21 protein-coding genes are annotated in these 24,462 nt (G+C 46.9%); 8 read left to right on the forward strand and 13 right to left on the reverse strand.

Going from position 1 to position 24,462, the window contains the following annotated elements; all coding sequences use genetic code 11:
- Nucleotides 1-34: 34 nt before the first annotated feature.
- The 3 genes from ACBR23_RS16265 to psbZ all read right to left on the reverse strand — a co-directional run bounded on the left by ACBR23_RS16265 (nucleotide 35) and on the right by psbZ (nucleotide 1,824).
- A complete protein-coding gene (locus ACBR23_RS16265) occupies nucleotides 35-613 on the reverse strand; it encodes a Uma2 family endonuclease (RefSeq protein ID WP_371116468.1) in 579 nt (192 codons plus the stop codon).
- Between the two features lie 260 nt (nucleotides 614-873).
- Complete coding sequence (ribH, locus tag ACBR23_RS16270) at nucleotides 874-1,422, reverse strand: 6,7-dimethyl-8-ribityllumazine synthase (RefSeq protein WP_340522660.1); 549 nt, start codon at nucleotides 1,420-1,422, stop codon at nucleotides 874-876.
- A gap of 210 nt (nucleotides 1,423-1,632) precedes the next feature.
- Nucleotides 1,633-1,824, reverse strand: coding sequence for a photosystem II reaction center protein PsbZ (psbZ, locus tag ACBR23_RS16275; RefSeq protein ID WP_371116469.1), 192 nt, complete (start codon nucleotides 1,822-1,824; stop codon nucleotides 1,633-1,635).
- 261 nt (nucleotides 1,825-2,085) lie between these two features.
- Here psbZ and ACBR23_RS16280 point away from each other — a divergent pair, with 261 nt between their 5' ends.
- From ACBR23_RS16280 to ACBR23_RS16315, 8 genes are all read left to right on the forward strand, one after another.
- Complete coding sequence (locus ACBR23_RS16280) at nucleotides 2,086-5,187, forward strand: CBS domain-containing protein (RefSeq protein WP_371119939.1); 3,102 nt, start codon at nucleotides 2,086-2,088, stop codon at nucleotides 5,185-5,187.
- 14 nt (nucleotides 5,188-5,201) lie between these two features.
- Nucleotides 5,202-5,651: a DUF2127 domain-containing protein gene (locus ACBR23_RS16285; protein ID WP_371119940.1), complete on the forward strand. Its 450-nt coding sequence runs from the start codon at nucleotides 5,202-5,204 to the stop codon at nucleotides 5,649-5,651.
- 454 nt (nucleotides 5,652-6,105) lie between these two features.
- Nucleotides 6,106-7,674, forward strand: coding sequence for a serine/threonine protein kinase (locus ACBR23_RS16290; protein ID WP_371119941.1), 1,569 nt, complete (start codon nucleotides 6,106-6,108; stop codon nucleotides 7,672-7,674).
- Nucleotides 7,675-7,970: 296 nt separating this feature from the next.
- A complete protein-coding gene (locus ACBR23_RS16295; RefSeq protein WP_341736017.1) occupies nucleotides 7,971-8,306 on the forward strand; it encodes a DUF6825 family protein in 336 nt (111 codons plus the stop codon).
- A gap of 95 nt (nucleotides 8,307-8,401) precedes the next feature.
- On the forward strand, nucleotides 8,402-10,168 hold the full coding sequence (locus ACBR23_RS16300) for an AarF/ABC1/UbiB kinase family protein (protein ID WP_341736018.1): 1,767 nt from the start codon (nucleotides 8,402-8,404) through the stop codon (nucleotides 10,166-10,168).
- 650 nt (nucleotides 10,169-10,818) lie between these two features.
- Entirely contained in the window at nucleotides 10,819-11,550 is a 732-nt protein-coding gene (locus tag ACBR23_RS16305) for a PP2C family serine/threonine-protein phosphatase (RefSeq protein WP_341736019.1), read from the forward strand.
- A gap of 53 nt (nucleotides 11,551-11,603) precedes the next feature.
- The gene (locus ACBR23_RS16310; RefSeq protein WP_371116472.1) at nucleotides 11,604-12,773 is read left to right on the forward strand and encodes an anhydro-N-acetylmuramic acid kinase; all 1,170 of its coding nucleotides are present in this window, start codon (nucleotides 11,604-11,606) and stop codon (nucleotides 12,771-12,773) included.
- Nucleotides 12,774-12,865: 92 nt separating this feature from the next.
- Nucleotides 12,866-13,315, forward strand: coding sequence for a hypothetical protein (locus tag ACBR23_RS16315; RefSeq protein WP_340525467.1), 450 nt, complete (start codon nucleotides 12,866-12,868; stop codon nucleotides 13,313-13,315).
- Between the two features lie 459 nt (nucleotides 13,316-13,774).
- Here the strand turns inward: ACBR23_RS16315 and ACBR23_RS16320 are convergent, their stop codons facing one another.
- The 10 genes from ACBR23_RS16320 to ACBR23_RS16365 all read right to left on the reverse strand — a co-directional run bounded on the left by ACBR23_RS16320 (nucleotide 13,775) and on the right by ACBR23_RS16365 (nucleotide 24,133).
- Nucleotides 13,775-13,972: an NblA/ycf18 family protein gene (locus tag ACBR23_RS16320; protein ID WP_340525411.1), complete on the reverse strand. Its 198-nt coding sequence runs from the start codon at nucleotides 13,970-13,972 to the stop codon at nucleotides 13,775-13,777.
- A 464-nt stretch (nucleotides 13,973-14,436) separates the two neighbouring features.
- Nucleotides 14,437-15,132 (reverse strand): biopolymer transporter ExbD, encoded by a 696-nt coding sequence (locus ACBR23_RS16325; protein ID WP_341736022.1) that lies wholly within the window; start codon nucleotides 15,130-15,132, stop codon nucleotides 14,437-14,439.
- 141 nt (nucleotides 15,133-15,273) lie between these two features.
- A complete protein-coding gene (locus ACBR23_RS16330) occupies nucleotides 15,274-16,059 on the reverse strand; it encodes a MotA/TolQ/ExbB proton channel family protein (RefSeq protein WP_341736023.1) in 786 nt (261 codons plus the stop codon).
- Nucleotides 16,060-16,188: 129 nt separating this feature from the next.
- A complete protein-coding gene (gene rsgA / locus ACBR23_RS16335) occupies nucleotides 16,189-17,382 on the reverse strand; it encodes a ribosome small subunit-dependent GTPase A (RefSeq protein WP_371116474.1) in 1,194 nt (397 codons plus the stop codon).
- Nucleotides 17,379-17,666 carry a sulfurtransferase TusA family protein gene (locus ACBR23_RS16340; protein ID WP_371119942.1) on the reverse strand — a complete coding sequence of 96 codons (288 nt, stop codon included), beginning with the start codon at nucleotides 17,664-17,666 and terminating at the stop codon, nucleotides 17,379-17,381. Before ACBR23_RS16340 ends, rsgA begins: the two co-directional genes overlap by 4 nt.
- Before the next feature lie 340 nt (nucleotides 17,667-18,006).
- On the reverse strand, nucleotides 18,007-19,137 hold the full coding sequence (gene dnaJ / locus ACBR23_RS16345) for a molecular chaperone DnaJ (RefSeq protein ID WP_341736026.1): 1,131 nt from the start codon (nucleotides 19,135-19,137) through the stop codon (nucleotides 18,007-18,009).
- 125 nt (nucleotides 19,138-19,262) lie between these two features.
- Nucleotides 19,263-21,401 carry a molecular chaperone DnaK gene (dnaK, locus tag ACBR23_RS16350; protein ID WP_371116476.1) on the reverse strand — a complete coding sequence of 713 codons (2,139 nt, stop codon included), beginning with the start codon at nucleotides 21,399-21,401 and terminating at the stop codon, nucleotides 19,263-19,265.
- A gap of 195 nt (nucleotides 21,402-21,596) precedes the next feature.
- Nucleotides 21,597-22,391: a nucleotide exchange factor GrpE gene (gene grpE / locus ACBR23_RS16355; RefSeq protein ID WP_341736028.1), complete on the reverse strand. Its 795-nt coding sequence runs from the start codon at nucleotides 22,389-22,391 to the stop codon at nucleotides 21,597-21,599.
- 43 nt (nucleotides 22,392-22,434) lie between these two features.
- Nucleotides 22,435-23,592 (reverse strand): RNA-guided endonuclease InsQ/TnpB family protein, encoded by a 1,158-nt coding sequence (locus ACBR23_RS16360; RefSeq protein ID WP_371119950.1) that lies wholly within the window; start codon nucleotides 23,590-23,592, stop codon nucleotides 22,435-22,437.
- Nucleotides 23,516-24,133, reverse strand: coding sequence for an IS607 family transposase (locus tag ACBR23_RS16365; protein ID WP_341736029.1), 618 nt, complete (start codon nucleotides 24,131-24,133; stop codon nucleotides 23,516-23,518). Before ACBR23_RS16365 ends, ACBR23_RS16360 begins: the two co-directional genes overlap by 77 nt.
- Nucleotides 24,134-24,462: the final 329 nt, after the last annotated feature.

The following is a 24,462-nucleotide window of genomic DNA, read 5'->3' on the forward strand; positions in this document are numbered from 1 at the left end:
GTTGGTATAAATTAACTTAGAGCCTCAATTCAGCTTAGGCTGGAAAGACCAAAGACAAATCCAGAGACAAATCTGGAAAACCCGGAATTACCACGGTCTCATTTTGTAGAACGATGTTTTGCGATCGATAATTGAAATCCCCTTGTCTTTTTTGATAAGGTTCGCTGTACATTTCCAGTTGATTATCGACTAAATTAAATATCCAATAATTAGAAATCCCAGCTTCAGCATAGAGAGATAACTTAGTTATTTGATCGTATTTTAAACTAGAATCGGAAACCTCAATCACTAACAAGATATCCGCAGGTTCCGGGTGAGAATCTAAATAATTATCAGAACGATTGCGGGCGATAACCACATCAGGTTCTGGTTCGCTATCTGTAGTAGATAAAATTATCGGATCTTGTACGCGGACACGAGCGCGTCTTGTCAGTAAAATTATTAACTCCTCAACTAAAAGACTGTTGCAAAAAGAGTGAAGTCTACCTTTAGCAGCCATTTTGATAAGTTCTCCGCGAATCAATTCTACTCGCTCATCGGGAGCGAAAAATCCCAGTTCTCCCAAACGGTGATATTCGGCGATCGAGAATCGTTTTGCAGTTACAGTAGTCATAGCTTTGCTTACCTAGTATTCTACAAGCGACGAGCGAGGCAGAGCCTCTGGATCTCGGTTCCCAGGCAGAGCCGGGGAACCAGTTGGAATCACATATTGACACTCAAGCGGTCTAAAGACGCTGAGATTCTGCGGACAAAGTAGGCTTGGGTAATACCCAAAGTCTAACTCTCGCGGGGACTAAAGTCCCTCGCGCCGCTTCCCTAGGAAGGACTGAAGTCTCTGAGTTTCCCGCATCCCGTATTGATTTATGATATATATTAGGCTAGATCACCTGACAGCACTTCAACAGCAGACGCAGCAGCTAATTTATCGTAAGAACTTCCACCCAAACCATTAACTTGACGCATCAAAGTGCCCATTTCCAAAGCACTCATTGCATAATTCCAGCCCAAATTGCTCTTAATTCCGGCCCTTTCCAAAGCTTGCTGCATCGTGTCAGTCGTCACCACCCCAAAAATCACCGGTACTCCACTTTGAAAAGCCGCAGCAGCAATTCCCTTAGAAACCTCACCAGCGACAAAATCGAAATGAGGAGTTTGGCCGCGAATCACCGCACCCAGACAGATTACTGCATCGTAGCGACGAGAAAATGCAGCTTGACGAGCAATCAAGGGAATCTCAAAACATCCCGGAACCCAATAAAAATCAACCTGATTACCATGAGGATTTATATCAACCCCGTGGCGTTTCAAACAATCTTGACAACCTTCCAAAAGTTTGTTGACTACCATGTCGTTAAAACGACCAATGACAATCGCAAACCGCAAAGATTCGGTTTGAGTAAAAGTACCCTCGAAAACTGCCATAATTTTATACTTTGGTAATTGGTAAGTGGTAATGGGATTTTTCTTAGCTTTATTTATGAGTTGTGAGTTTTAAATTTGGGCTGTGAATTAACTGATTGAAAAAGTCACTTCTATCAATAATTAATTCCAAATTTAAGACTACTAATTATAGCATAAATTTAAGTCAAAATTCAAAACTCACAACTATTTTACGTCGATCTAGACCGAACTTTAAACTACCAAAAAGTTTAAAACACCCACGGCAATAACCAGCAAAAACCAGAGACCAGAACCTGCAAAAATCAGTGTTTTAGACTGATTCCAGTTTTGGGGAGAAGCATAAGCAACTGGAACGCCAACTACCATCACAAAAGATAGCAGTACCAAACCTAGTAAAACAAGTTGAAACAGAATTGATAACATTTTTTCTCCTTTCGATATAGCGGTGGGACGATTGATCGGAAAATTGTCGGTTGTTGAAATTCGACTGGCCCGTACAAATTCTCAGTGGTGCGAACAGCAGTCAGCAGCTCTTGAGATTTACTTAAATTTTACCATTATTGGCTGCTGCGATTGAAACTAGAATCCATACTTGACTAAGCTTGAGTTATAGTGCGATCGGCTCGTGTGCTGTTCGTGAGCCAGATTCAGGGACACTTTGGGTTACAGATGCAGGATTTGTTTATGGACTTAGTTTTGTGCCACACTACAGCAGATTTTGACACCTTGGGAGCGGCGGTGGGACTTTGCGTGCTGCACCCCGGTACCAGAATCGTGCTTGCTGGTGGGTGTCACCCGACGGTGCGGGATTTTTTGGCGCTACACCGCGATGAGTACCCGTTAATCGAACGTCGATCGGTCAATCCGCAACAAATTCGATCGATCGCCATTGTTGATGCTAGCACGCGCGATCGCCTAGGAAAAGCCGCCGAGTGGCTAGATTTGCCACAACTTAACGAAATTACGGTTTTCGATCACCATTTAGAAGCCCCTTCAGACATCGGGGCCACCGTCACCCACATCGAAGCAGTCGGGGCCACCACTACTTTAATAGTCGAAAAACTTAGGGAAAAATTCGCAAATCAAGTCCCACAGAGCAACCAAGAATTCCATCTCGATCCCTCAGAAGCCACAGTCATGGCCCTCGGTATCCACGTCGATACAGGTTCCCTCACCTTCGAGGGTGCAACGGCGCGAGATGCAAATGCTTTGGCGTGGTTGATGCAGCAGGGAGCGAGTTTGGGAGTCATCGCTGAATATGTAGAACCCGGTTTGTCTGCTCAATTGCAGGATTTGCTGAAAGAAGCTCTGAATAATTTGCGATCAGAAACTGTACGCGGTAACAGTGTAGCTTGGGTATTGCTCACAACTGATGCCTATGTTCCGGGACTTTCTGCCCTAGCATCTCGCTTGCTGGATTTGACTGAAACCGATGCTCTGCTATTAGGAAATGTGTATAAATCTGGTGAAAAACAAAACAGCGATACCATCGATCCCGACTCTCCCGAATCGTCAGTTTCCAATCGATTAACTATTATCGGTCGATCGCGCATAGAAGGCACAAACCTCAGCACATTATTCAAACCCCTAGGTGGCGGAGGCCACGCCCGCGCCGCCTCCCTAGCTGTCAGAGATGTGGAACCCTTACTAACTTTAAATCAGTTAGCTGAGGAACTCAAAGCTCAAATTCCCCATCCGCCCACAGCCCGTGAATTAATGTCATCTCCAGTGCGGAGTATTCGCCCAGAAACTTCTGTGGGTGATGCTCACCGTATCCTCCTACGTTACGGACATTCCGGGCTTTCTGTGGTCGATACAGGCGATCGGCTGGCGGGAATTATCTCGCGTCGCGACATTGACATTGCCCTGCACCACGGCTTCAGTCACGCTCCTGTCAAGGGTTACATGACTCCGCAGCTCAAAACCATCACCCCCGATACCTTGTTACCAGAAATTGAATCTTTAATGGTGACTTATGATATCGGGCGTTTGCCGGTGTTGGAAAATGGCTTACTGGTGGGAATTGTGACTCGCACTGATGTGTTGCGCCAATTGCACCAACAAAAAGGACGAGACACAGCAAGTGATACCGAATTGTCCTATTGTCATTTACCTGAAGTGGTTGAGCCGTTGTTGCGATCGCGTATTAGTCCTGAATTATGGCAATTATTGTCGATCTCCGCCAACATTGCACAAGAGCGAGGCTGGCAACTGTATATTGTCGGTGGAGCCGTTCGAGATTTACTCTTAACTTTGACATCAGACAGGCAAGATGCCCAACCCCTACTCCCGACAACAACATCCAATTCTGGTGCTATAGGCAAGATGCCTGTTGCTGAGAGTGCCGCCGATCGGTTAGAGGCTAATGATACACTGCAACTAATGGATATCGATCTGGTTGTAGATGGTGATGGGCGATCGGGTAACTCTGGTGCTGGTGTCGAATTAGCCTCCGAACTACAAAAACTATACCCCACCTCCCGTTTAGAAATTCACGGTGAATTTCAAACCGCCGCCCTGTTGTGGCACAAAGACTCCCCTTTCGGCTCCCTCTGGCTGGATATCGCTACGGCTCGTACTGAATTTTATCCTTATCCCGCCGCCAATCCTGAAGTTGAAGCCAGTTCGATTCGCCAAGATTTGTACCGTAGAGATTTTACCATTAATGCCCTAGCAGTCAGATTGGGTACGCCGCGATCGGGCGAATTGTTAGATTTTTTTGGCGGTTTGTTAGACTTGGAAGGTAAACAAATTCGAGTTTTGCACGCCAATAGTTTTATTGAAGATCCGACGCGAATTTATCGAGCTGTGCGGTTTGCGGTGCGGCTGGGATTTTCCATTGAGCCGCAGACAGAAGGATATATTCGCCACGCTCTAGCCAGCGGGATTTATTATCGAATTCAAGGAGAAAATGGTCGCGCTCCGGCTTTGGAAACCAGGCTCAAAAGTGAATTAAAATACATTTTGCAAGCTCCTTATTGGCAAGTTGCTTTGCAAATTTTGGGAGATTTGGAGGCGTTGCGCTGCATTCATCCTACGTTGGATTTGGACAAAGCGCTCTGGCATCAATTGCGTCTGCTAGAACGTTTTTTGCAAGGAAGGAAGGAAGAAGAACCCCCCCCAGCCCCCCCCAAGGGGGGAAGGAAGAAGAACCCCCCCCAGCCCCCCCCAAGGGGGGAAGGAAGAAGAATCCCCCCCAGCCCCCCCCAAGGGGGGAAGGAAGAAGAACCCCCCCCAGCCCCCCCCAAGGGGGGAAGGAAGAAGGAAGAAAAAGAAACTATTCCCAATTCCCAATTCCCAATTCCCCATTCCCAATTCCCCATTATCAATATTCCTGATTGGCAGATGCGACTAGAAGTTTTAATCGCTTATTTAGCGCCGGAATATCGGGGTAAGGTGGCTACCAATCTTAAATTACCTGCTGATAGCATTAAGCGACTTCAAGATTTGTCAGCCCGCAATTCTGAGGTGTTAGAGCGTTTGCCCAAGTGTGAGTTGCCGAGTCAATTGGTGCTATTTTTGCGGAATTATGAGTTACCGATGTTAATTGCGATCGCCCTGCAAAGTCCCCGAAGTGTTCGACACCAAATTTGGGAATTTTTCACCAAGTGGGTGAAGGTTGAAGCCCCTTTGAATGGCAATGATTTGAAGGCTTTGGGCTACAAGCCTGGGCCTGGGTTTAAACTCATGTTGGATGATTTGTTGGCGGCGACTTTGGATGGGCATTTGGGCGATCGCACTTCGGCAATTGGTTTTTTGGCAGCACATTATCCACTCTCAAAATAGGTGAAAATAATCAGGTGAAAAAACAGCGCCCCTTTGGTTTAATCGCCATAGTGATTTACAAGAGTTTTGTGGCTTCCCTCTTGACAGTGACTTCTATTGCTTTGCTTTTTGCTATGAAAAATCATCAATTATTAGAAGATTTTTCTGATTCTTATTTGTTAGAAACTAAGGTGAAACTTATTGAATTTTTATTAGATAAGCTGCTGATACTCAAGCCTAAGACATTACTGTTTAGCGGAATTGCGACCGGACTTTATGCAGTGCTCACTGCTGTTGAAGCTGTAGGATTGTGGTACGAAAAAGGTTGGGCAACAATCTTAGTTTTAGTGCTAGTTGGTATCAGTATTCCGCCGGAAATTTTTGAATTAATTCAGGGTGTTACTCTCCTGAAGTTAGCGGTATTTATCGCCAATGTCGCTGTATTCTGGTATTTGTTGCACCATTTGCCGAAACACGGTAATTGAACGTGCGATCACCAGTGGCTAGCCTGGATATTGATTGGTGGGTGGATTTTTTTAAGCTCAAGCTCGCCCTCAAACTCTCAATTACCATACTTATTATCATAAGTCAAGCAAAATACTAAAAATTGACAAAAGTGAGTCTAGTATAAAGACTTGTTAAAGGAGAGAGGGGTTACACCCCCCATCGACTATAGTCATAGATATAGATGCACCCTGATGGCTTTCCCGCTCCAAAAGAGCGGGATTTTTATTGGAAAACTATTATATTAAGTTTTAAGACGCTGGTTACAGATAAACTGATTGGGACATCCCCATAAAACCATCGCCAGATACAAAGTCTAGTAATTTAGACAAAGCAGAGTAAAATCAGGCTTCGGCTCCATCGAACCGCTCGCCCTCACTCTGCTTTAATTACCCAAAGGCGGTAGCATAGGTTGGGACACGGCATCAACTAAAGATGAACTTAGCGCCAACAACAGTCCTGCAACAGGGCAAATACACACTTAACGCGACTTTAGGCATAGGAGGGTTCGGGATCACTTACCGAGCCACACACTGCCATTTAAACCAAACCGTCGTACTCAAAACCCTTAACGAAAGTCTGCGCCAACACCCTGAATCTGCCCAATTTCAGGAGCAATTCATCGCCGAGGCCCAACGCCTCTCTCGCTGTCAGCATTCCAACATAGTCAGAGTTATAGACTTTTTTACAGAAGCCGGACAGTCCTTTATCGCCATGGACTACATTCCCGGCCAAACTTTGGCTAAAATAGTCGCCACAGGCGGGCCACTACCAGAAGCTCAAGCCCTACACTACATTCGGCAAATAGCCTCAGCCTTAAGCACAGTACACCACAGCGGCTTGCTACACCGAGATCTCAAACCAGAAAATATGATCCGGCGAGAGGATACTCATATCGTCATGCTCATAGATTTTGGCATAGCCAGGGACTTTACTGCCGGCACAAAACAAACCCACACTAACTTGCTCTCCCCAGGATATGCACCGATCGAACAATACCTCCATGGTGGTAAATGTACACCCGCCACAGATGTTTACTCCCTCTCGGCAACCCTATACTACTTACTATCAGGCCAACCACCCATAGCAGCACCGTTGCGCGATCGGATTCCCCTGCCAAATTTGCGACAATGGCAACCCAACCTCAGCCCCGGAGTTGAGCAAGCTATCCTTCGGGGACTAGAAACTGAACCCGACAAACGCCCCCAAACCGTGGAAAATTGGCTCGCTATGCTGCAAGAAGCAGAGCAATTACCAGCAAAAACTAAGCAAACTCTGCGTTTGCCCGCACCACCGCCCCCACAGTTGACTCTGCTGGTCTTTGTAGTCACATCTCTAATTGCAGGCTGGATGGGTTTTGACCTAGCATGGCGCTACAATAGTACGAATCTCAGCAGGAATAGCACTGCCAAAACTGAATCCTTGCCATCTTTGGAAGATTTACTCAAATCCCGCGATTTGTCGGGACCTATGTTTGGACAGCCTTCCGTTGAAAGTAGTCCTGTGGCACCCCCAGAAGTTGACAATCTGCCCACATCTACACCAGATAGCAGCACGCCCGAACCCATCGAGTCCCCAGAAGTTAGCTCCCAACCAGAGGTATCCCCAAGCCCAGAAATTCCCAGCCCAACACTGCAACCGCAACCCTCGGAAACTCCCACCCCCACACCGGAACCGAAGCCTTCAGAAACTCCTACCCCAGAGCCTAAAATCCCCATCGCTCCATCTCCTCCCATCGCCCCAGCACCCGTACCAGAGGTTCCTCCTCTGCCCCCGGAACCGCCTCGCAAATCCTTCGGGGTTCCCACTCCGCCAGTGGCTAAGAGTGCTGAAACTTTCTCTCCGCCACAGGAGCAGCCTTCACCAGTAATTCTGCCAGATCGATCGCCTCAAGTCCCGATACCGAGCAGTAATGAAGGCAGTTTCGATAGTCCGATCGTACCTGACTCCCCGCTCACAGTTCCAGCACCAACCGTACCTTTCCCAGAACCTGCTACGAATTAGTCTGTGGACAACTCAGGAGCGGATTCCCAAGATGGTGGCAGGAAAAGAAGTTGAAATCATACCCTGAATAGATGCTCGTGAAGTTTCAGAGAAGGGATAACCAAGTTATAATTGTTTGGGGAAGTACACAGAAAATTTTCTCGTCAGCGATCGCGAATTAAAGGGATGAAAAGATGAGACAAAATTCTTCACATCCATGAAATTCGTTGAAGCATGACACAGATTCAGAATCTGTGAAAATCGTGTTTAAACCATAGTCTAAAAACATAGAGTTTCCCTACTTACCGGAGTTTTTTATGAGTAAACCCCCAGTTCATGCCTTTTTCATAGGCAGAGCACTTGCAGAAGCACTATACGAACAATTGGAGAGTGCAGCCACTAACGCTTTCTCTGAATTCGGTAAATTTGATGCCGAACAAAGAGAGCGACTGCGGCAGTTCACAGATCGAGTTGTGGAACGAGCTCATAGAGAAGCTGATTCGGCAATGCAAGGTAGAACAGGCACTGGAAGCACTACTACCTCTATTCAAGACATCCAACCAGCCGACTTGCAAGTAACTATTGATGAGTTACGTGCAGAAGTGGCCTTAGTGCGATCGGAATTGCAGCGCTACCGCAGCAGTTTGCCCTAACAGCCACTAACAAATATTTACCCTAGGAGCGCAAAGCTATGCGCTCTTACTTCTAATCACAGCAACGACATAAAATAAGCAATTTAGGAACCCAAGTGTCTGCTCTCCTTGATGACTCTGTTAATCGCAAGCGATACGCCAAGCCTACCGGCGATGCCGTTTTGCCGCCCACCGCTGGTAAATCCTACGGCAATAAAGCTTATCGCTGGAACCGCGAAAAATACTCCCGGCAGCGGCGCTTCTTCGACATTTGGACCTTTGTATTGCTCTGGTTGGCTTCGCTGTGGCTCGACAGCAAAGATTGGAGCTACTGGAAAGGTGTTACTGAAGAAAAGAAAGTTGCCAGACGGCGTTTTCAGGCTATCTGGGTTCGTGAAACTCTCTTGGATTTGGGCCCAACTTTTATTAAGGTAGGTCAGTTATTTTCTACCCGCGCTGATTTGTTCCCCGCAGAGTATGTTGAGGAACTTTCTAAGCTGCAAGATAGAGTCCCTGCTTTCAGCTACGAGCAGTTAGAGGCAATTGTTGAGCAGGATTTGGGCAAGACGGTTCACGAACTCTACCAGAGTTTTGACCCGGTGCCTCTGGCTGCTGCCAGTTTGGGCCAGGTACACAAGGCTCAACTGCATTCTGGCCCGGAAGTGGTAGTGAAGGTGCAGCGACCTGGACTGCGGAAGCTGTTCGAGATTGATTTGCAAATTCTTAAGGGCATCGCTCGCTACTTTCAAAATCATCCTAAATGGGGCAGGGGCAGAGATTGGCTGGGGATTTATGAAGAGTGCTGTCGCATTCTGTGGCTGGAAATTGATTATCTCAATGAAGGGCGGAATGCTGATACTTTTCGCCGTAATTTTCGCGATCGCGACTGGGTGCGGGTGCCACGGGTTTATTGGCGCTACGCGGCTCCGAGGGTGCTGACTTTGGAGTACCTGCCGGGGATTAAAATCAGTCACTATGAGGCTTTGGAGGCGGCCGGGATCGATCGCAAGTCGATCGCCCAAAAGGGAGCTGAAGCTTATTTGCACCAGTTGCTCAATGATGGCTTTTTTCATGCCGATCCCCACCCAGGTAATATCGCTGTTAGTGCTGATGGGGATCTGATTTTCTACGATTTTGGCATGATGGGCCAAATTCAGGCCAATGTTCGCGAAGGACTGATGGAGACTCTCTACGGTATTGCTTCCAAAGATGGTCAACGGATTATGGATTCTTTGATTAATTTGGGGGCTTTGGTTCCTACGGGTGATATGAGTCCGGTGCGCCGATCGATCCAGTATATGCTGGATAACTTCATGGACAAGCCTTTTGAAAATCAGTCCGTCAGCGCGATTACAGATGACCTTTACGATATTGCCTACGACCAACCTTTTCGCTTCCCAGCTACCTTTACTTTTGTGATGCGCGCTTTTTCGACCATTGAAGGGGTCGGCCGCGGTTTAGATCCAGAGTTTAACTTTATGGAGGTGGCACAGCCTTTTGCCATGCAGCTTATGAGTAATGGAAATGGGCATGATACAACTAGCAGTATTTTTAACGAACTTGGCCGTCAGGCGGCTCAGGTAAGTTCCACTGCTTTGGGTTTACCTCGCCGGATTGAGGAAACTATTGACAAACTGGAACAGGGAGATTTGCGGATTCGCGTCCGTTCTTCTGAAACAGACCGTTTGCTCCGCCGCATTAGCAGTGTTCAAATGGGAACCAACTATAGTTTGCTGATGAGTGCTTTTACTTTGTCGGCGACAATTTTGTTTGTCAGCAATCAAGTATGGCCCGCTCTCGTGATGGCTTTGCTAGCAGTCGGTACTGGGTTTGTTCTCCTGCGCTTGTTTAAGCGACTCGATCGCTTCGATAGAATTTCTTGAGGCTTGGAATTCCGCTGCTTTGCGCTGGCTGTGTAAGTGCCGCCGTACCAGGGGAGATTTTAAATTGTAGATTTGAGATTTCTCCCTATTACCAATGCCAGCTATTGAGATGTTCCCTGGTGGCATTTCATGACAATTATTTATTGGCAAATAGCTTGAATTGGTGTGAGCAAAAGCGTTCCCACATCAGACGTGACCTGCTTGTTTATAACCCCATCATTCACTAAAAAAGCTGATGGCTATTATTTGACTTTGAGCCTTGAAGATACAAAAATCTCAGTGTCAAACTGTGAGAGAACAAAATATTACTTTAGTTTTCAAAGAAGTGATATTGTTAGAGTTGCGGCGCTCCGTTTCCCAAAATTAGGCGAATACATGGAGAGAATTGCGATCGAGTGCAAGTCTGGAAATTTTTATATTTCAACCACGTAGGGGCTGCTACAAAGGATGACTCACAGAGCTAGCACACATATTCACAAACAGGACATTTACTCCTATGGGACTTAAGAAATTTGTTAATTATTTAACAGTCTCTCTCATGGTTGGTGCTCATGCACAAATACACTTAAGGGATGTTTTACAATTGAGCCTACCTTTCTCCCACCACCGTGCTGAGTACAGCTATGGTGGAGGTTTCTTGGAGGTTTGAGATGAAACTCTCTTTCGCAGGTCAGACAGATACAGGGTTAGTTCGTTCAGTAAATCAGGATTCGTACTACATCGACTCGGAGGGGCGATTTTTTATCGTGGCCGACGGCATGGGAGGACACGCCGGAGGTCAAGAAGCCAGCCGGATTGCTACTGAGGCAATTCAATCTTATCTGGTAGAACATTGGGAAGGCCCAGAGGATTCTCCCCTGTTGTTAGAACAGGCTTTTTTAATCGCCAATCAAGCAATTTTGAACGATCAGCTCAACCATCCCGAACGGGCTGATATGGGGACTACGGCTGTGGTTGTAGTGTTCCGGGATGAGGGGCGGCCTTGGTGTGCTAATGTCGGTGACTCTCGCTTGTACCGACTGCATGGCTCTCATTTGGATCAGATTACTGAAGACCAAACTTGGGTGGCTCAAGCTGTACAAAGAAAGGCTCTGACTGCTGAACAGGCTCGCAATCATCCCTGGCGTCACGTTTTGTCCCAGTGTTTGGGCCGTGAGGATTTGCGTGAGATAGATATTCTGCCGGTGGATGTCAAGCCTGGGGATCGCTTGCTGTTGTGTAGCGACGGTTTGACTGAGGAACTTTCCGATCCTTTGATTGCTGGACCTCTGAAGTCGATTCGCCCCTGTGAAGCGGCTGCAACTGCTTTGATTGAAGCAGCTAAGGAGAAAGGCGGCCGTGACAATATTACTCTGGTGATTGTCACTATCGACCTCAAATAAATCCAGTCCACGCCCGGACAATCTAAAATCTAAAATCTAAAATCTAAAATCGAATGACTCGCGTTATCGGTTTGATCAGCGGCACCTCAGTGGATGGCATTGATGCTGCTTTGGTGGATGTGGTCGGTTCCCAAACTGACTTGAAAATTGAGTTGTTAGCAGGTAACACTTTTCCTTATTCTCCTGATTTGCGATCGCAAATTCTTTCAGTTTGCGGAGGGGCTGCTTTGTCAATGGCCCAACTAGCAGCATTGGATGATGCCATCGCCCAAGAATTTGCCACCGCAGCCTTGACTATTCAAGCAAAGTACGATCGAGCTGAATTAATCGGGTCTCACGGGCAAACAGTCTACCACCGACCTGCTGGGAAGGGGGAGATGGGTTACAGCTTGCAACTAGGGCGGGGCGCGCTGATGGCGGCATTGACAGGCATTACTACTGTGAGCAACTTTCGATCGGCAGACATTGCTGCCGGGGGTCAAGGAGCTCCTTTAGTGCCTATAGTTGATGCTTACTTGTTGGCACAACCCAATCTCAATCTGTGCATCCAAAATCTGGGTGGAATTGGCAATGTGACTTATCTACCTTCCAGGGAAAATAGCCCCTTGAAGGACAACTCTGTGGTTTCCCATGGGGGGGATGGCATCTTGGGCTGGGATACAGGGCCGGCAAATTCTCTATTAGATTTGGCGGTGCAACACTTCTCAGGGGGAACTAAAACTTGTGATGAAAATGGAGCTTGGGCAGCCCTTGGTACTCCTTGTCAAGCTTTAGTAGAAGCTTGGCTCCAGCAAGAGTTCTTCCTGGAAAAACCGCCAAAATCTACAGGGCGAGAGTTATTTGGTGTAGACTATTTTAACCGTTGTTTGGTCGAGGCTTCTGATTACAAGCTCAGTCCTGCTGATGTGCTGGCTACTCTGACAGAACTGACAGTTGCCTCCATCGTTCACAGTTACCAAACTTTTTTACCGCAGATGCCCGATCGAGTTTTGCTATGCGGGGGCGGTAGCCACAATCTCTACTTAAAAAGCCGATTACAAGCACAATTGCATTCGGTGCAAGTGTTGACTACTTCTGAGGCGGGCTTGAATGTAGATTTTAAAGAGGCGATCGCTTTCGCGGTTTTAGCCCACTGGCGGGTTTTAGGTATTCCGGGTAATCTCCCTCAAGTTACTGGTGCTTCAGCCCCCGTACTTTTAGGAGAAATTAACTCCTGTGGGTAGAGTTGGGCGTGATACCATATAGTTTGAGGGACAACGGCTGTGCGTTGTTGCAACAGCATTTTAGCCAGCAGGAAAAGCATAGGAACAGCACTGTGGCTCACACGTTTTTAATGGAATCAGGCCAATGGACGCTCGAAGGAAGTTGGATTGAGCGCAATGGCGTGCCAATTACGGTTAAAGGCAAAACTTTAGTGAGCTGGAACCGAACAGATTGGTTCAGTATGGTGACGAAGCTCGTGTTTCCTGGAGGCGATCGCGAAGAACTTATTTTGCAGTACCGAGGACACCTCAACAGCGATGAACGGCAGTATACTTTTGTGCTCCAGCACAGCGAACTTGGCCGCGTCGAGGGCGAAGGTTGGATCGCTCCCCAGTCGATCGTCCAACGTTACTGGGTACTCGGAGACGAACGCCAACGGCGAACAGGTTTTGATACCCTTCACCGCGTCGATAGCAACCGCTACTACCACTCTAGCGGCATCATGTCTGGTCATTACTTAACCAGCACCATGGAGGCTACCTTGGAACGTCAGTCGGAATAGATGTTTTGAGACTTACGCATAAATACCAAAAAAACCGGGTTTTTCACAAGTTTTCCAGGTTCAAACCCAGTCTTTTCGTAAACAACCCGGTTTTGGCGTAAGTCTAGGGAAAAACTATCACTTTTGAGTTCTAGGCTTTGATTGAAAAATTTAAAGTCTTGTTAGTCGGATGTCGGTTTCAGATGTCCGACTCACGAAATTTTTGTTCAACCTCATCCGCTGGAAGTTGAGACGAATATATTTGATTTATTTAAATAACTTGCTCTGGGCGATCGAAAGTTCCGAACAGAAAGCCTCAAATGTTCATAGCCAAGGATGAGTAGGTTAAAATACCTTCTGCTTTCTATAGGTTGTAACTTAGGTTGTAACTTGTGGCTTCGAGTTGACGCCCCATCACCCCCAACTCATTTCCATCTGGGAAGAGAGTAAGAGACGGAGGTCGCCCACTGCGACTTGACATTACTCAAGACCAGGGTTTGGTTCTAGGCCCCAGTGGTGTTTCAGAAAATGACGATACATGGTTTCCCGCAACATCATTTGTTCGTAGAGCTTAACTAGAAACTCTTGAGCTTGTTCGCGGCTCATGTCATTGACCTGTGTCTTGAAGGAACACAGGCTAAATTGCTGTTCCAAAGATAGTTCTGCTGGTTGGTTCATGACTTTGACTCCTTGACAAGTAGAGGTGACTTGAAAGTACAAATCTGGATTCACCGGTTTTGTAAGTTGTTCCAGCTCACGCTAGTTGGTTTCAGGATGACCTAAAGCCCATCTTGCTTTAGCTATATTACAAAAGGTAACAATGATTTGACAAAATTGCCATCTTTCCTAAGAAATAATCTATGAGTAGAGATGGCTAACCACAGACAAAGGTTCCTTCTGTAGATATATATAAATATATATACTTGTCTAGAGAAAAAAAGCTCAGTACGAACCAAAATAATTGCAGCGATTTATACCGATTTTTTAAGGAAGAAGGAAGAAGGAAGAAGGAAGAAGGAAGAAGGAAGAAGGAAGAAGGTTCTTCGACACTTCGACTACGCTCAGTGTCCGAAGTCCGATGCCCAATGCCCTGTTTGGCCAATGCCCTGTTTGGCCAATGCCTAGATAAATCAATATATTGCCTAATTTTGAGGCGCAACATTCTGCGATGGAGTTGCGACTCCCGGCCCGATATTAGGAGCAGTGGGTGCAGGGGAAACAGGAGATTTGCTAACCCCCTGGCTAGGAGTCGGGAGAGGGGATGGAAACTGACTTTGATTCAACTGCTGGGGCGGTGGTACTTGTAACTGAGGTTGTGGAGGGTTCGAGGGAGTTGCCAGAGGATAGGGCTGGGGTTGAGTCCGATTGCCGGTGGGTGGTGCGACGGGAATGCCAGAATTGGGAACCGAGGGAGTTGGCTGCGGGGATGGAGCCGAACTAGGAAGAGTTGCTAGAGCCACGCGATCGCCTCCTACTTCTCGCAATTTATCCAAAACCTCCACCACTTTGGCGTACTTGGCATTTTGAGGAGCGTATAGCACCGTCAATCCCGCAGGATTTTGCTTGTGGAAACTGTTTAAAACTCGATCGAGCTGTTGATAATTAACAGGCAATTGGTCGATATAAGTTTGGCCAAAATCGTCAATGCTGACAATCAGCATTTCTCGCATCTGGGTTTGTCCTGTTTTGGCTTTAGGCAAATCGACATTAATGGCTTGCTGGCGAGTCAGTTGCAAAGCAGCCAGCAGAAAAAACGTCAGAATGCAAAATATCACATCAATTAAAGGTACCAGTTCAATCCGAGCCTCTTCAGCAGGAGTATCTAGATGAATTTTCATTGTTTTTCAAGGTTTTAACTAGCTCGGCGGGGATTGGGCCACTATAGCTTTACTCAGCTTAGTGCGGGTTGACACCAATGGGCTCCTTTCGTCGAAGTTGGAAGCCTCAAACCTACCGCCTAAGCGGTGGGTGTAGGTAGTTCACTTGTTAGAAGTTGAATCAACATCAGGATCGGAACCTTTCAATTTCGGCTCTCGATTTCGTTCCATAGATTCTTGAGAATTGAGGGAATGGCGGTTCAAGCCATCGACACCAAAGGAAGAATTGGTGTTTTCTGTACTAGACGATCGACCTTTAGCGTTAGCCGTAGGCCAATATTGTCTGTAGAGCAATTCCAGTTCATTTCCAGCTTTGCGAAAAATTTTAGCCTGATCGAACAAAAAAGCTTGAAATATGCGATAAAACGCCAAAGTAAAAATTGCGACTACCATCCCCGTCGCCGTAGTAATCAGCGCCTCACTAATCCCCAAAGTTACTCCAGTCGTTGCCGAGGTACCGATGTCGCCCAGCCGGATCGAACTCAGGGAGTTAATCAAACCCAAAACAGTTCCCAGCAAGCCCAACAAAGGAGCTAGAGCGATCGTCGCTTCTAAGATTTTGTCACCACGGCGCATAGAAGCCAACTCTTCATCAGCAGAGGCTTCCAGTGCGAGTCGAAATAATTCTGGTTCAGGATTGTACAGTCGCAGAGGTGCAGATAAAAATCGTCCTATAGGCTGTCGATTAGCTTGTCTAGCAATTTCATTAGCAGCGCCCCAATCACTGCGAGCGGCATCGAGGATGCGGTTGACTATTTGCTTTTCCTTAGTGAGGAGGCTCGCCCAGAACCATAAGCGCTCGATAATTGTACTTACAGATAGAATAGACAGCACCAACAGGGGGTACATGGCTGGGCCGCCTTTTTGAAACAGTTCTTGAATATTCACAGTATTTTTACTCCCGCATAACCTGCTAAATGATACTTCTGTTGTACTTTTTTTTTAAGAAATTTAAGGCAATTTAATTTTAGCTATTAATTTACCCTGTTCTGAAGCCGATCAACTATTTGCTCCAACCTAGAATAAGTCGTCTTGACACATATCTTGCAGCGACTGGTGTTGAAGGCGGCGAGAAGAACGGCGATATTTTTTAGTTTGCAACTTGGGTTCATATTGCTGCGTACCATCAGACTTAGTTTGCTGCTTCAAACTCGCCTCGGCACTGGTAGAGTTTAGCTCTTGTTGCTGACGGACGATCGCCTCAGAGAGAAACTGCAAGTAATACTCATAGCGCTCCCAATCGCCCCGCACAACGCAGTTAGGCTCACTTCGGTGCGAACAGTCGCTAAACTGGCAACTACCCAAAGCCAGCCTCTGACGAGCTTCTGGGAAATATTGAGCTAACTCAGATGGTTCGCATTCAAGTGCGGGCTGATTAAAGCCAGGAGTATCGGCCAAAAGTCCGCCACCTGGGAGTTCAAACAATTCTACATGGCGAGTAGTGTGTCTGCCGCGCCCTAGTTTGCCCGAAACAGCACTGACTCGCAGATTCAGTGCCGGAATTAGTTGGTTGATTAAGCTGGACTTACCCACTCCAGAAGGGCCGCAAATTACGGTTATTTTGCCTTGGAGGTGACTTTGGAGAGAGAAGGAAGAAGGAAGAAGGAAGAAGGAAGAAGGAAGAAGGGAGCTATCGATTTTGTCTAATAAATTTGGGTTTGTGGCAGAAACTTGATTTTGACTGTCATTAGCCGTTTGCTTGTAGATTCCTAAGCCGCTACGGACACTAATAAACATGGGTTCGTATCCCCATCCTTTCAGCCGATCGCGCCACTGTGCCAAATCCTCGGCCGTGACTAAATCGCATTTGTTGAGACACAAACTCACATCTAAACCGGTAGATTCGGCCTTGACTAAAAACCGAGTTAATGATGCGGGGTCTAAGTCAGGTTCAGTGAGGGCAAAAACCAGGAGAATGCGATCGGCATTAGCTACAGGCGGCCGATTGAGTTCTGTTTGGCGGGGAAACACTTGAGAAATCACACCCCTGCGATCGTTCCAGTCTGGTTCTTCTACCACGACGCGATCGCCCACCATCACCTGTTGACCAATTTTTTTCAGTCTAGTGCGGCGAGTACACAGGAGAATGGGAAGATCGGCTAAAAGAGGATGTGCCCCATCAGTGCTGGCATCTGGATCTAACCTCACTTGATAGAAGTTAGCCTGAACAGCCACAACAGTACCCGTAATCAAGGAAGAATCCCGGCTCATGCTATTTCCTGTTCAGGTCGCTGCACTTTCATGGCAAAAAACCCTGAATTATCATCAGAAGACATAAATTGGGTTTCGAGAATTTGGTAGCCTTCCATTTTTAGACTATCAGGCACTTGTTCGATCGGCTCCCCAGCGTCCAACCAAACCTCCAAAACCGCTCCAGGAGCCATTTGCTCCAACCGCAGTTTAGTTCGGACAAAATTGATCGGACAGGGCGTACCCCGCAGATCGAGTTGGGCATCGGGGGATTTGGGATTTTCAATTTTCGATGTTGAATTCATAGTGCGCCTTTTCTTTTCAAATTTCCCATCTCAAATCCTGAAAGCCGTATTTTATCGTGAACCAATTGCCAAACAATTATTCTACGACCGATTTTTGAGACCAATTGGTCTCATTTTTTTGAGGACTATTCCCATAAATTGCCAAACAATTATTCTACCTGTACAAAGTGAGACCCATGGGTCTCACTTTTTTGAGGACTATTCCCACAAATTGCCAAACAATTATTCTACCTGTACAAAGTGAGACCCATGGGTCTCACTTTTTTGAGAGAGAGTTTTGAAAGTTGCCAGCGAATCATCAAACAGGAAAATTTGACACCCATGGGTGTCAAAAAATTGCTTATTTCTGAAACAGATTTCCCAGAAATCCCTCCAAGCCACCTTTTCCGGTACGATCGCCCTTAAGCTTAGCCAACTGCATCAACAACTCCCGCTCCTCCGTCGTCACCTTAGTCGGAATGTCAATAGACACCACAATTAAATGATCGCCACGACTGACTGGATTGCCCAACCGAGGCACCCCTTTTTTCTCCAGAGTCAGAACAGTATTCGCTTGAGTTCCCGTAGGAATCAACAATTCCGTCGGCCCATCTACAGTTTCCACTTCCAACCTGCACCCCAAAATTGCCTGCAAGTAACTAATTTTAACTTCCGAGTTAATGTTAGTACCTTCGCGCTTAAATACGGGGTCTTCACTCACAGCCAAGAACACGTATAAATCCCCTGGTGGCCCCCCCAGTTTGCCAGCATCCCCTTCATTGGAAACGCGCAAACGAGTACCATTGTCAACCCCTGCCGGGATGGTAATTTTCAGCTTTTTCATCACTTCTTTTTGGCCCCGGCCGCCACAAGTTTCGCACTTGTCCTCAATCACTTGCCCGGTGCCATTGCAGGTGGGGCAAACTGAAACTTGAGTAAAACTGCCAAAGGGAGTACGGGTAGCGCGCCGGACTTGGCCACCGCCACTGCAAGTCGAGCAGGTTTGGGGTCTGGTTCCCGGTTTTGCGCCGGTGCCTGTGCAAGTTTCGCAGGTTTCTAGGTGCTTGATGCGGAGTTCTTTTTCCCCACCGAACACTGCTTCGCGAAAATCTAGCCGCAAATCGAGGCGTAAATCGTCACCGCGCACGGGCCCGCTGCGTCTGCGACCTTGTTGTTGTGGACCGCCTACCCCTCCCTGAAAACCCTGAAAGAAGCTTTCAAAAATATCGGCAAAACTGTCGCCGAAGTCTTGGAACCCCGGCGCTCCTGCACCACTAACGCCTGCTTCGCCAAAACGGTCAAAGCGAGCACGGGTTTCCGGCTCTGACAGTACCTCGTAAGCGCGGTTAATTTCTTTAAACCGGTCTTCGGCACCGGGTTCTTTATTCACGTCTGGATGGTACTTACGAGCTAGGCGGCGGTAGGCACGCTTAATTTCTTCTTTGTCTGCGCTTCGAGAAACGCCTAATATTTCATAGTAATCGCCGGCCATAAAGCTGTTTGCCTGGAGGTAAATAACAAAAAGTGTACGAAAAAGAAACTATTGACCTTTCCAGATGTTAAAGATTAAAAATTACGAGCGTTTATTTGTAACTTTTAATCTTTAATTTTTAATTTTTAAAGGAAAGGATTCATATCATCAACTTCAGGTTCGGGAACCTGTGGTTTTGGTTTTGTCTGTAGATTTTGCTGTTTTTCGCGTTTTGGTTCCGGCTTTGGTTCCGGCTTTGGTTCCGGCTTTGGTTGCCGTTTTGATTCCGGCTTTGGTTCGGGCCTTAATTCCGGCTTTGGTTCCGGCTTTGGTTCCGCCTTTGGTTTCAGCGTTGGTTCCGCGATTGTCATTAGGTCTTCTGTCGGCAAGATACTTTCATCGCTAACTGCAACCTCATCTAATTCTGGCACCGATTCGCTGGCAACCACAGTGGGGGAAGTGGCTTCCTCGTTCCGAGCTTGCTCGTAAACAGCAGTACCAAGCGAGTATAGCAGTTGCTTGAAAGATTCGATTTGTGCTTCGAGTTCTTCGCAGGTGATGTCTGGGTTAGCCATCGCTGCCCGCAAGGTAACAGATGCTGTTTGGGCTTCTGCCTTCAGGTCGTCGCCTAGTAATTGGGCATTGGTTTTTAAGGTGACACCACAATTATAGACCAGGGTGTCGGCTTGATTTTTGAGTTCGACAAGTTGGGCCCGTTGGAGGTCTTCCTCGGCGTAAAGTTCTGCCTCTTGTCTCATCCGCTCGACTTCGGTTTCGCTCAATCCCCCTGTATTGGAAATTTGGATGCTCTGTTCTTTTGAGGTTCCCTTGTCTTGAGCGGAAACTTTCAGAATGCCGTTGGCATCGATTTCAAAGGTAACTTCGATTTGAGGTATGCCACGGGGTGCTGGGGGAATACCTTTGAGCAGGAATTTGCCCAGACTTTTATTGTCTTTGACTAATGCCCGTTCACCTTGCAGGGCATGAATTTCTACGGAAGTTTGGCCGTCTGCGGCCGTGCTGTACATTTGCGATCGACTGGTGGGGATAGTGGTATTGCGTTCAATGACTTTGGTGAACACTCCGCCCAAGGTTTCGAGTCCTAGGGACAGGGGAGTCACGTCTAGCAGTAGCAAATCCTTGACCTCGCCACCCAAAACCCCGGCTTGAATGGCGGCACCTACGGCTACAGCTTCGTCAGGATTGACCGATTTATCGGGAGATACGCCACCAAAATATTTGCTAATTGCCTCTTGAACTGCCGGAATTCGGGTTGACCCTCCTACTAAAATAATTCGATCTATATTTTTTGGGGTCAAACTGGCATCTTTGAGGGCTTGAGTTACAGGGTCGATCGTGGCTTGGACTAAATGAGCGACCAGTTTTTCAAACTTAGCTTTGGAAAGTGGCATTTCCAGATGCTTTGGCCCTTTTTCATCGGAGGAAATAAAGGGCAAATTGATGGAGGTTGATTCGCAACTAGAAAGTTCTATTTTTGCTTTTTCTGCTGCTTCTCGGAGGCGTTGCAAGGCCATTTTGTCTTTTGACAGGTCCGTGCCTTCTTTGGTGCGAAAAGCTTCAACCAGCCACTGCACGATGCAGTTGTCAAAGTCATCTCCTCCCAGATGATTATTACCCGCAGTGGCGTTGACTTCAAAAATTCCGTCTCCCAGTTGCAGGATGGAAACATCGAAAGTACCGCCGCCGAGGTCAAATACTAAGATTTTTTGTTCTATATTTTGTTTGTCCAAGCCGTAGGAAAGGGCGGCGGCTGTCGGTTCGTTGACTATCCGCAGGACTTCTAAACCCGCGATTGTACCTGCGTCCTTAGTCGCTTGTCGCTGGGCATCGGTGAAGTAGGCCGGGACTGTAATCACGGCTTGGGTAACAGGTTGTCCCAAATAAGCTTCTGCATCCTGCTTCAGCTTTTGGAGTACCATTGCCGAAATTTCTTGGGGGGTGTGAACCTTGTTCCGAATTTGGACGTTAACGGTATCGTCTTTGCCTTTAATGCAGGTATAGGGTGTCCGGGATCTTTCTTCTTCTGTGTCATCCCAACGACGTCCGATAAATCGTTTGATGCTGTAGACAGTGTTTACAGCATTAGTGACAGCTTGCCGCTTGGCCAATTGACCTACTAAGCGATCGCCCCCTTTGCCAAATCCTACTATGCTCGGAGTTGTGCGACCGCCCTCAGAATTGGCGATCACGACTGGTTTACCGCCCTCTAACACAGCTACGCAACTGTTGGTTGTGCCTAAGTCGATGCCTATCACCTTTCCCATAGCGCCTCATAAAACTTCGTGGGATATTTACAAAAATTTTTCAAACCCCCGAATTCTATTCGGGGGTCTGTTACGGCCTGTACAGTTTGAAGCGTTGAGGCTATCGATATTTTAGGGACGATCGCACTGCAACGTTTCTTAAATGTGAACGTAGCCTCTGCTTCAGCTTCCAGAATGCAGTAGGTTTGATCCCGATCAACCTTCCGAACTATCAGGATGGTCATCTGAGGCTACCACAGATAGCCCCGGCGCTGCAACTTTAACTTTGGCGTGCCGCAAGACGCGATCGCCCAGAGTATAGCCTCGTTCTAGTTCTTGGATGATTGTGCCTTCTTCCTGTTCGTCAGTTGGTTCGCTGAGCAAAGCTTCGTGGAGGTTGGGGTCAAACTGTTCACCTTCTGGACGCATCGGAGAAACTCCGATTTGTTTGAGGCATTCTACCATTTGCTTGTAAACGCTTTGGTAGCTTTTGTGTATGTTCATTTCGCCATCTGTTTGTGGCTTAATGTGGGCTCTTGCCCGCTCAAAGTTATCAATTACTGGCAACAGGGGTTTGATAATTAAACATTTTGCCTGTAAATCTAACTCTTCTTTTTCCTTTTGGGTGCGCCTGCGGAAGTTTTCAAAATCTGCTGCTAAGCGGAGATTTTGATTTTTCAGATCTTCTAATTGAGTAGAATAGGCTTGCAACTGAGCTTTTAAACTCTCTTTGTCGCTGGTTGCTTGTGCCAGCTCTCTCTTGAGCAACTCCGTAGCATCAGCAGTGACGCTGTTGCTGGAACTAGAGGAGCCTGTTTCCCCGGCATTGTGAGTCGCCCCGGGATCGACCTGAGCACTTTGATAAGCTTGAGCAAGTTCCAGCTCCCAATCGGCTGCTGCATTGGAGTTTGCGGATGCTGGCGGCGGATTTTCGCTTACCATTGGCGAACTCTCTGGGGTTTCCCCCGTTGAGCTAGGATCTTGATGTTGCTGTTTTTCCTCGTCAATCATATATATCTGTGCGACAGAACCCTATCAATTCTAGCAGATACATTTAATCCGGTAAATCCCGGACTAAGCCAGGAATAACCGTGTATGGCAAGACAGAGAAAGCAACAAGCTCTCCTGTCAAGGAGGTATCTCTCAAAGCTTGCAACAAAATATTGAAAGCGCCATTTTGATCTCTATCTAGAATGTGTCCGCATTCTGGACATTTAAAAACTTTAGACCCGCTCAATTTAGTATGGATATGCCCACATTTTGAGCAAGTTTTCGATGTGTACTCTTCTGTTACGTCTACTACAACACCACCGTGTTTGGTGGCTTGATGCTTCAACATTTGTTGAAAACGATAATGACTCAAAGTGACCATCGCTCTAGCGGTTTTAGTTGCCAACCTGCGCTTACCTTTCTTGACCATTTGTTGTGTCTCAAAGGTTGGCAAGAAAATTAACTTGTACTTACCTGTCAAATATTTTGCAGCTTTTTTGTGCAATTCATTGACTAAGTTTTTGATTTTGATTCTGATTTTTGCTGCTGATTTTCGCAAGCAATACCTCAGTCGTTTGAATTGCCTTCCTTTACTTACCCCAATTCGCGACATTAATTTATCGAGATGTCTTGCTAGCCGATAGATGCGGCCAATATCGTTTTTCCCTATTTCGATGAAACCACTGCCGTCAAAACCAGTAAGGAAAGTTCTAACACCCGGATCTAACGCGATCGCCAAATCGCTATTGATTGGCTTCATTCCTCGTGCATCAATCGCATAGCAGATAAACCACTGCCTGTTAATCAAGCTGAGTGTTGGTTCGTGTTGCATTACCTCAACGATTGGTTCTGATGTTTTAAAGCTTAGCCCCTTGGTAGAATTTGGGTAAAAAGTACCCAACTTCCAGTTAGATGTTTGGAACCGGATAGTCCCAGATGTGTCAAAACGGCTTCTAAACTTTGCCGTTCCTTTGACTTTCTTAGCAGCTTTGTGCGCTTCAAAAGCTTGAAATACTGCCATTTGTCGCGGATTGTAAGGCTGCTCGGATACCCACTTAGGAGCCGAGTCCATTACCTTCTTTCTTAAATCGTACTTGCCAATTTTTTCGTTTTTAAGAATAGCAATTGCTTGGTTGTAACACCACCTACTTGCTGAGATCCAAGTCCTCCATTTCGCTGCTAGCTTGGTTTCCGGGTAAACTCGAATCTTCTTTGATAGCAGATTTGTATTTTCGGAGACCGTAGAGTCGGCAACTAAAGACGTGGATGATGGCAAGGATATCTTCAACCATTTCTCGTTCTGGAGACAACTCATTTCTACTGAGAACCATGAGTTGGCAATTGTTTTGCTCGCAGATCCATTTGATGAGATCGCCACCGAACCTTGCGAGCCTGTCTTGGTGTCCGACCACAACTGCTGAGATATCTCCTGACATGACTTGTCCCAGAAGGGCAAGCAGCGCTTTTCTTTTAAAGTTGAGTCCGCATCCGATGTCTTTGAAGACTTTAGCTTGCGGATAGAGACTTTGGAGGTAGCTGACTTGTCTGTCGAGGTCTTCTCGCTGTTTGTAGCTACTGACCCGGGCGTAGATGGCTGTAATTCGGTCGTGTCCGGTTCCAAGAACGCTGTCGATGTCGTAGCGTCGCTGGTTGGATGGGGTTCTGATGGCTGATATTTTGTCGGCAAGTTCCCAGTTTCTAAGGGTTTTATCTGAGACTTGCAGGATTTTGCAAGCTTCTCGCGGTGTGACATATCTGGTCATCGCTAGATGGTATTTTTGTTCTCAATACATAGTACCAGATTTTACAGGGATTTACCGAAACTTTCTAGGAAATCATTTACTTTGTGTCAGCAGTCGGAAGAGACGCGCCCTCTGTGTAGTATTTGCTGACGGCAAATTAGACCTGCTTCAAATCGGCCTTGGTGAGGACTGGAGGATGGGCAGTTGATTAATCAAAATATATCTCACTAGACCGATCGAAGGCTTTCTAAAAGCTATCATCACAGAACAGGCAATGTTTAACATCCTGCGGTCAAATTCAACAAGTTAGGCTTGTTGCCCCCAGAGTAGTCTCTTCTGGTTGCAAGAGG

The sequence above is a fragment of the Microcoleus sp. genome (assembly GCF_041354475.1).
Classification (GTDB): domain Bacteria; phylum Cyanobacteriota; class Cyanobacteriia; order Cyanobacteriales; family Microcoleaceae; genus Microcoleus.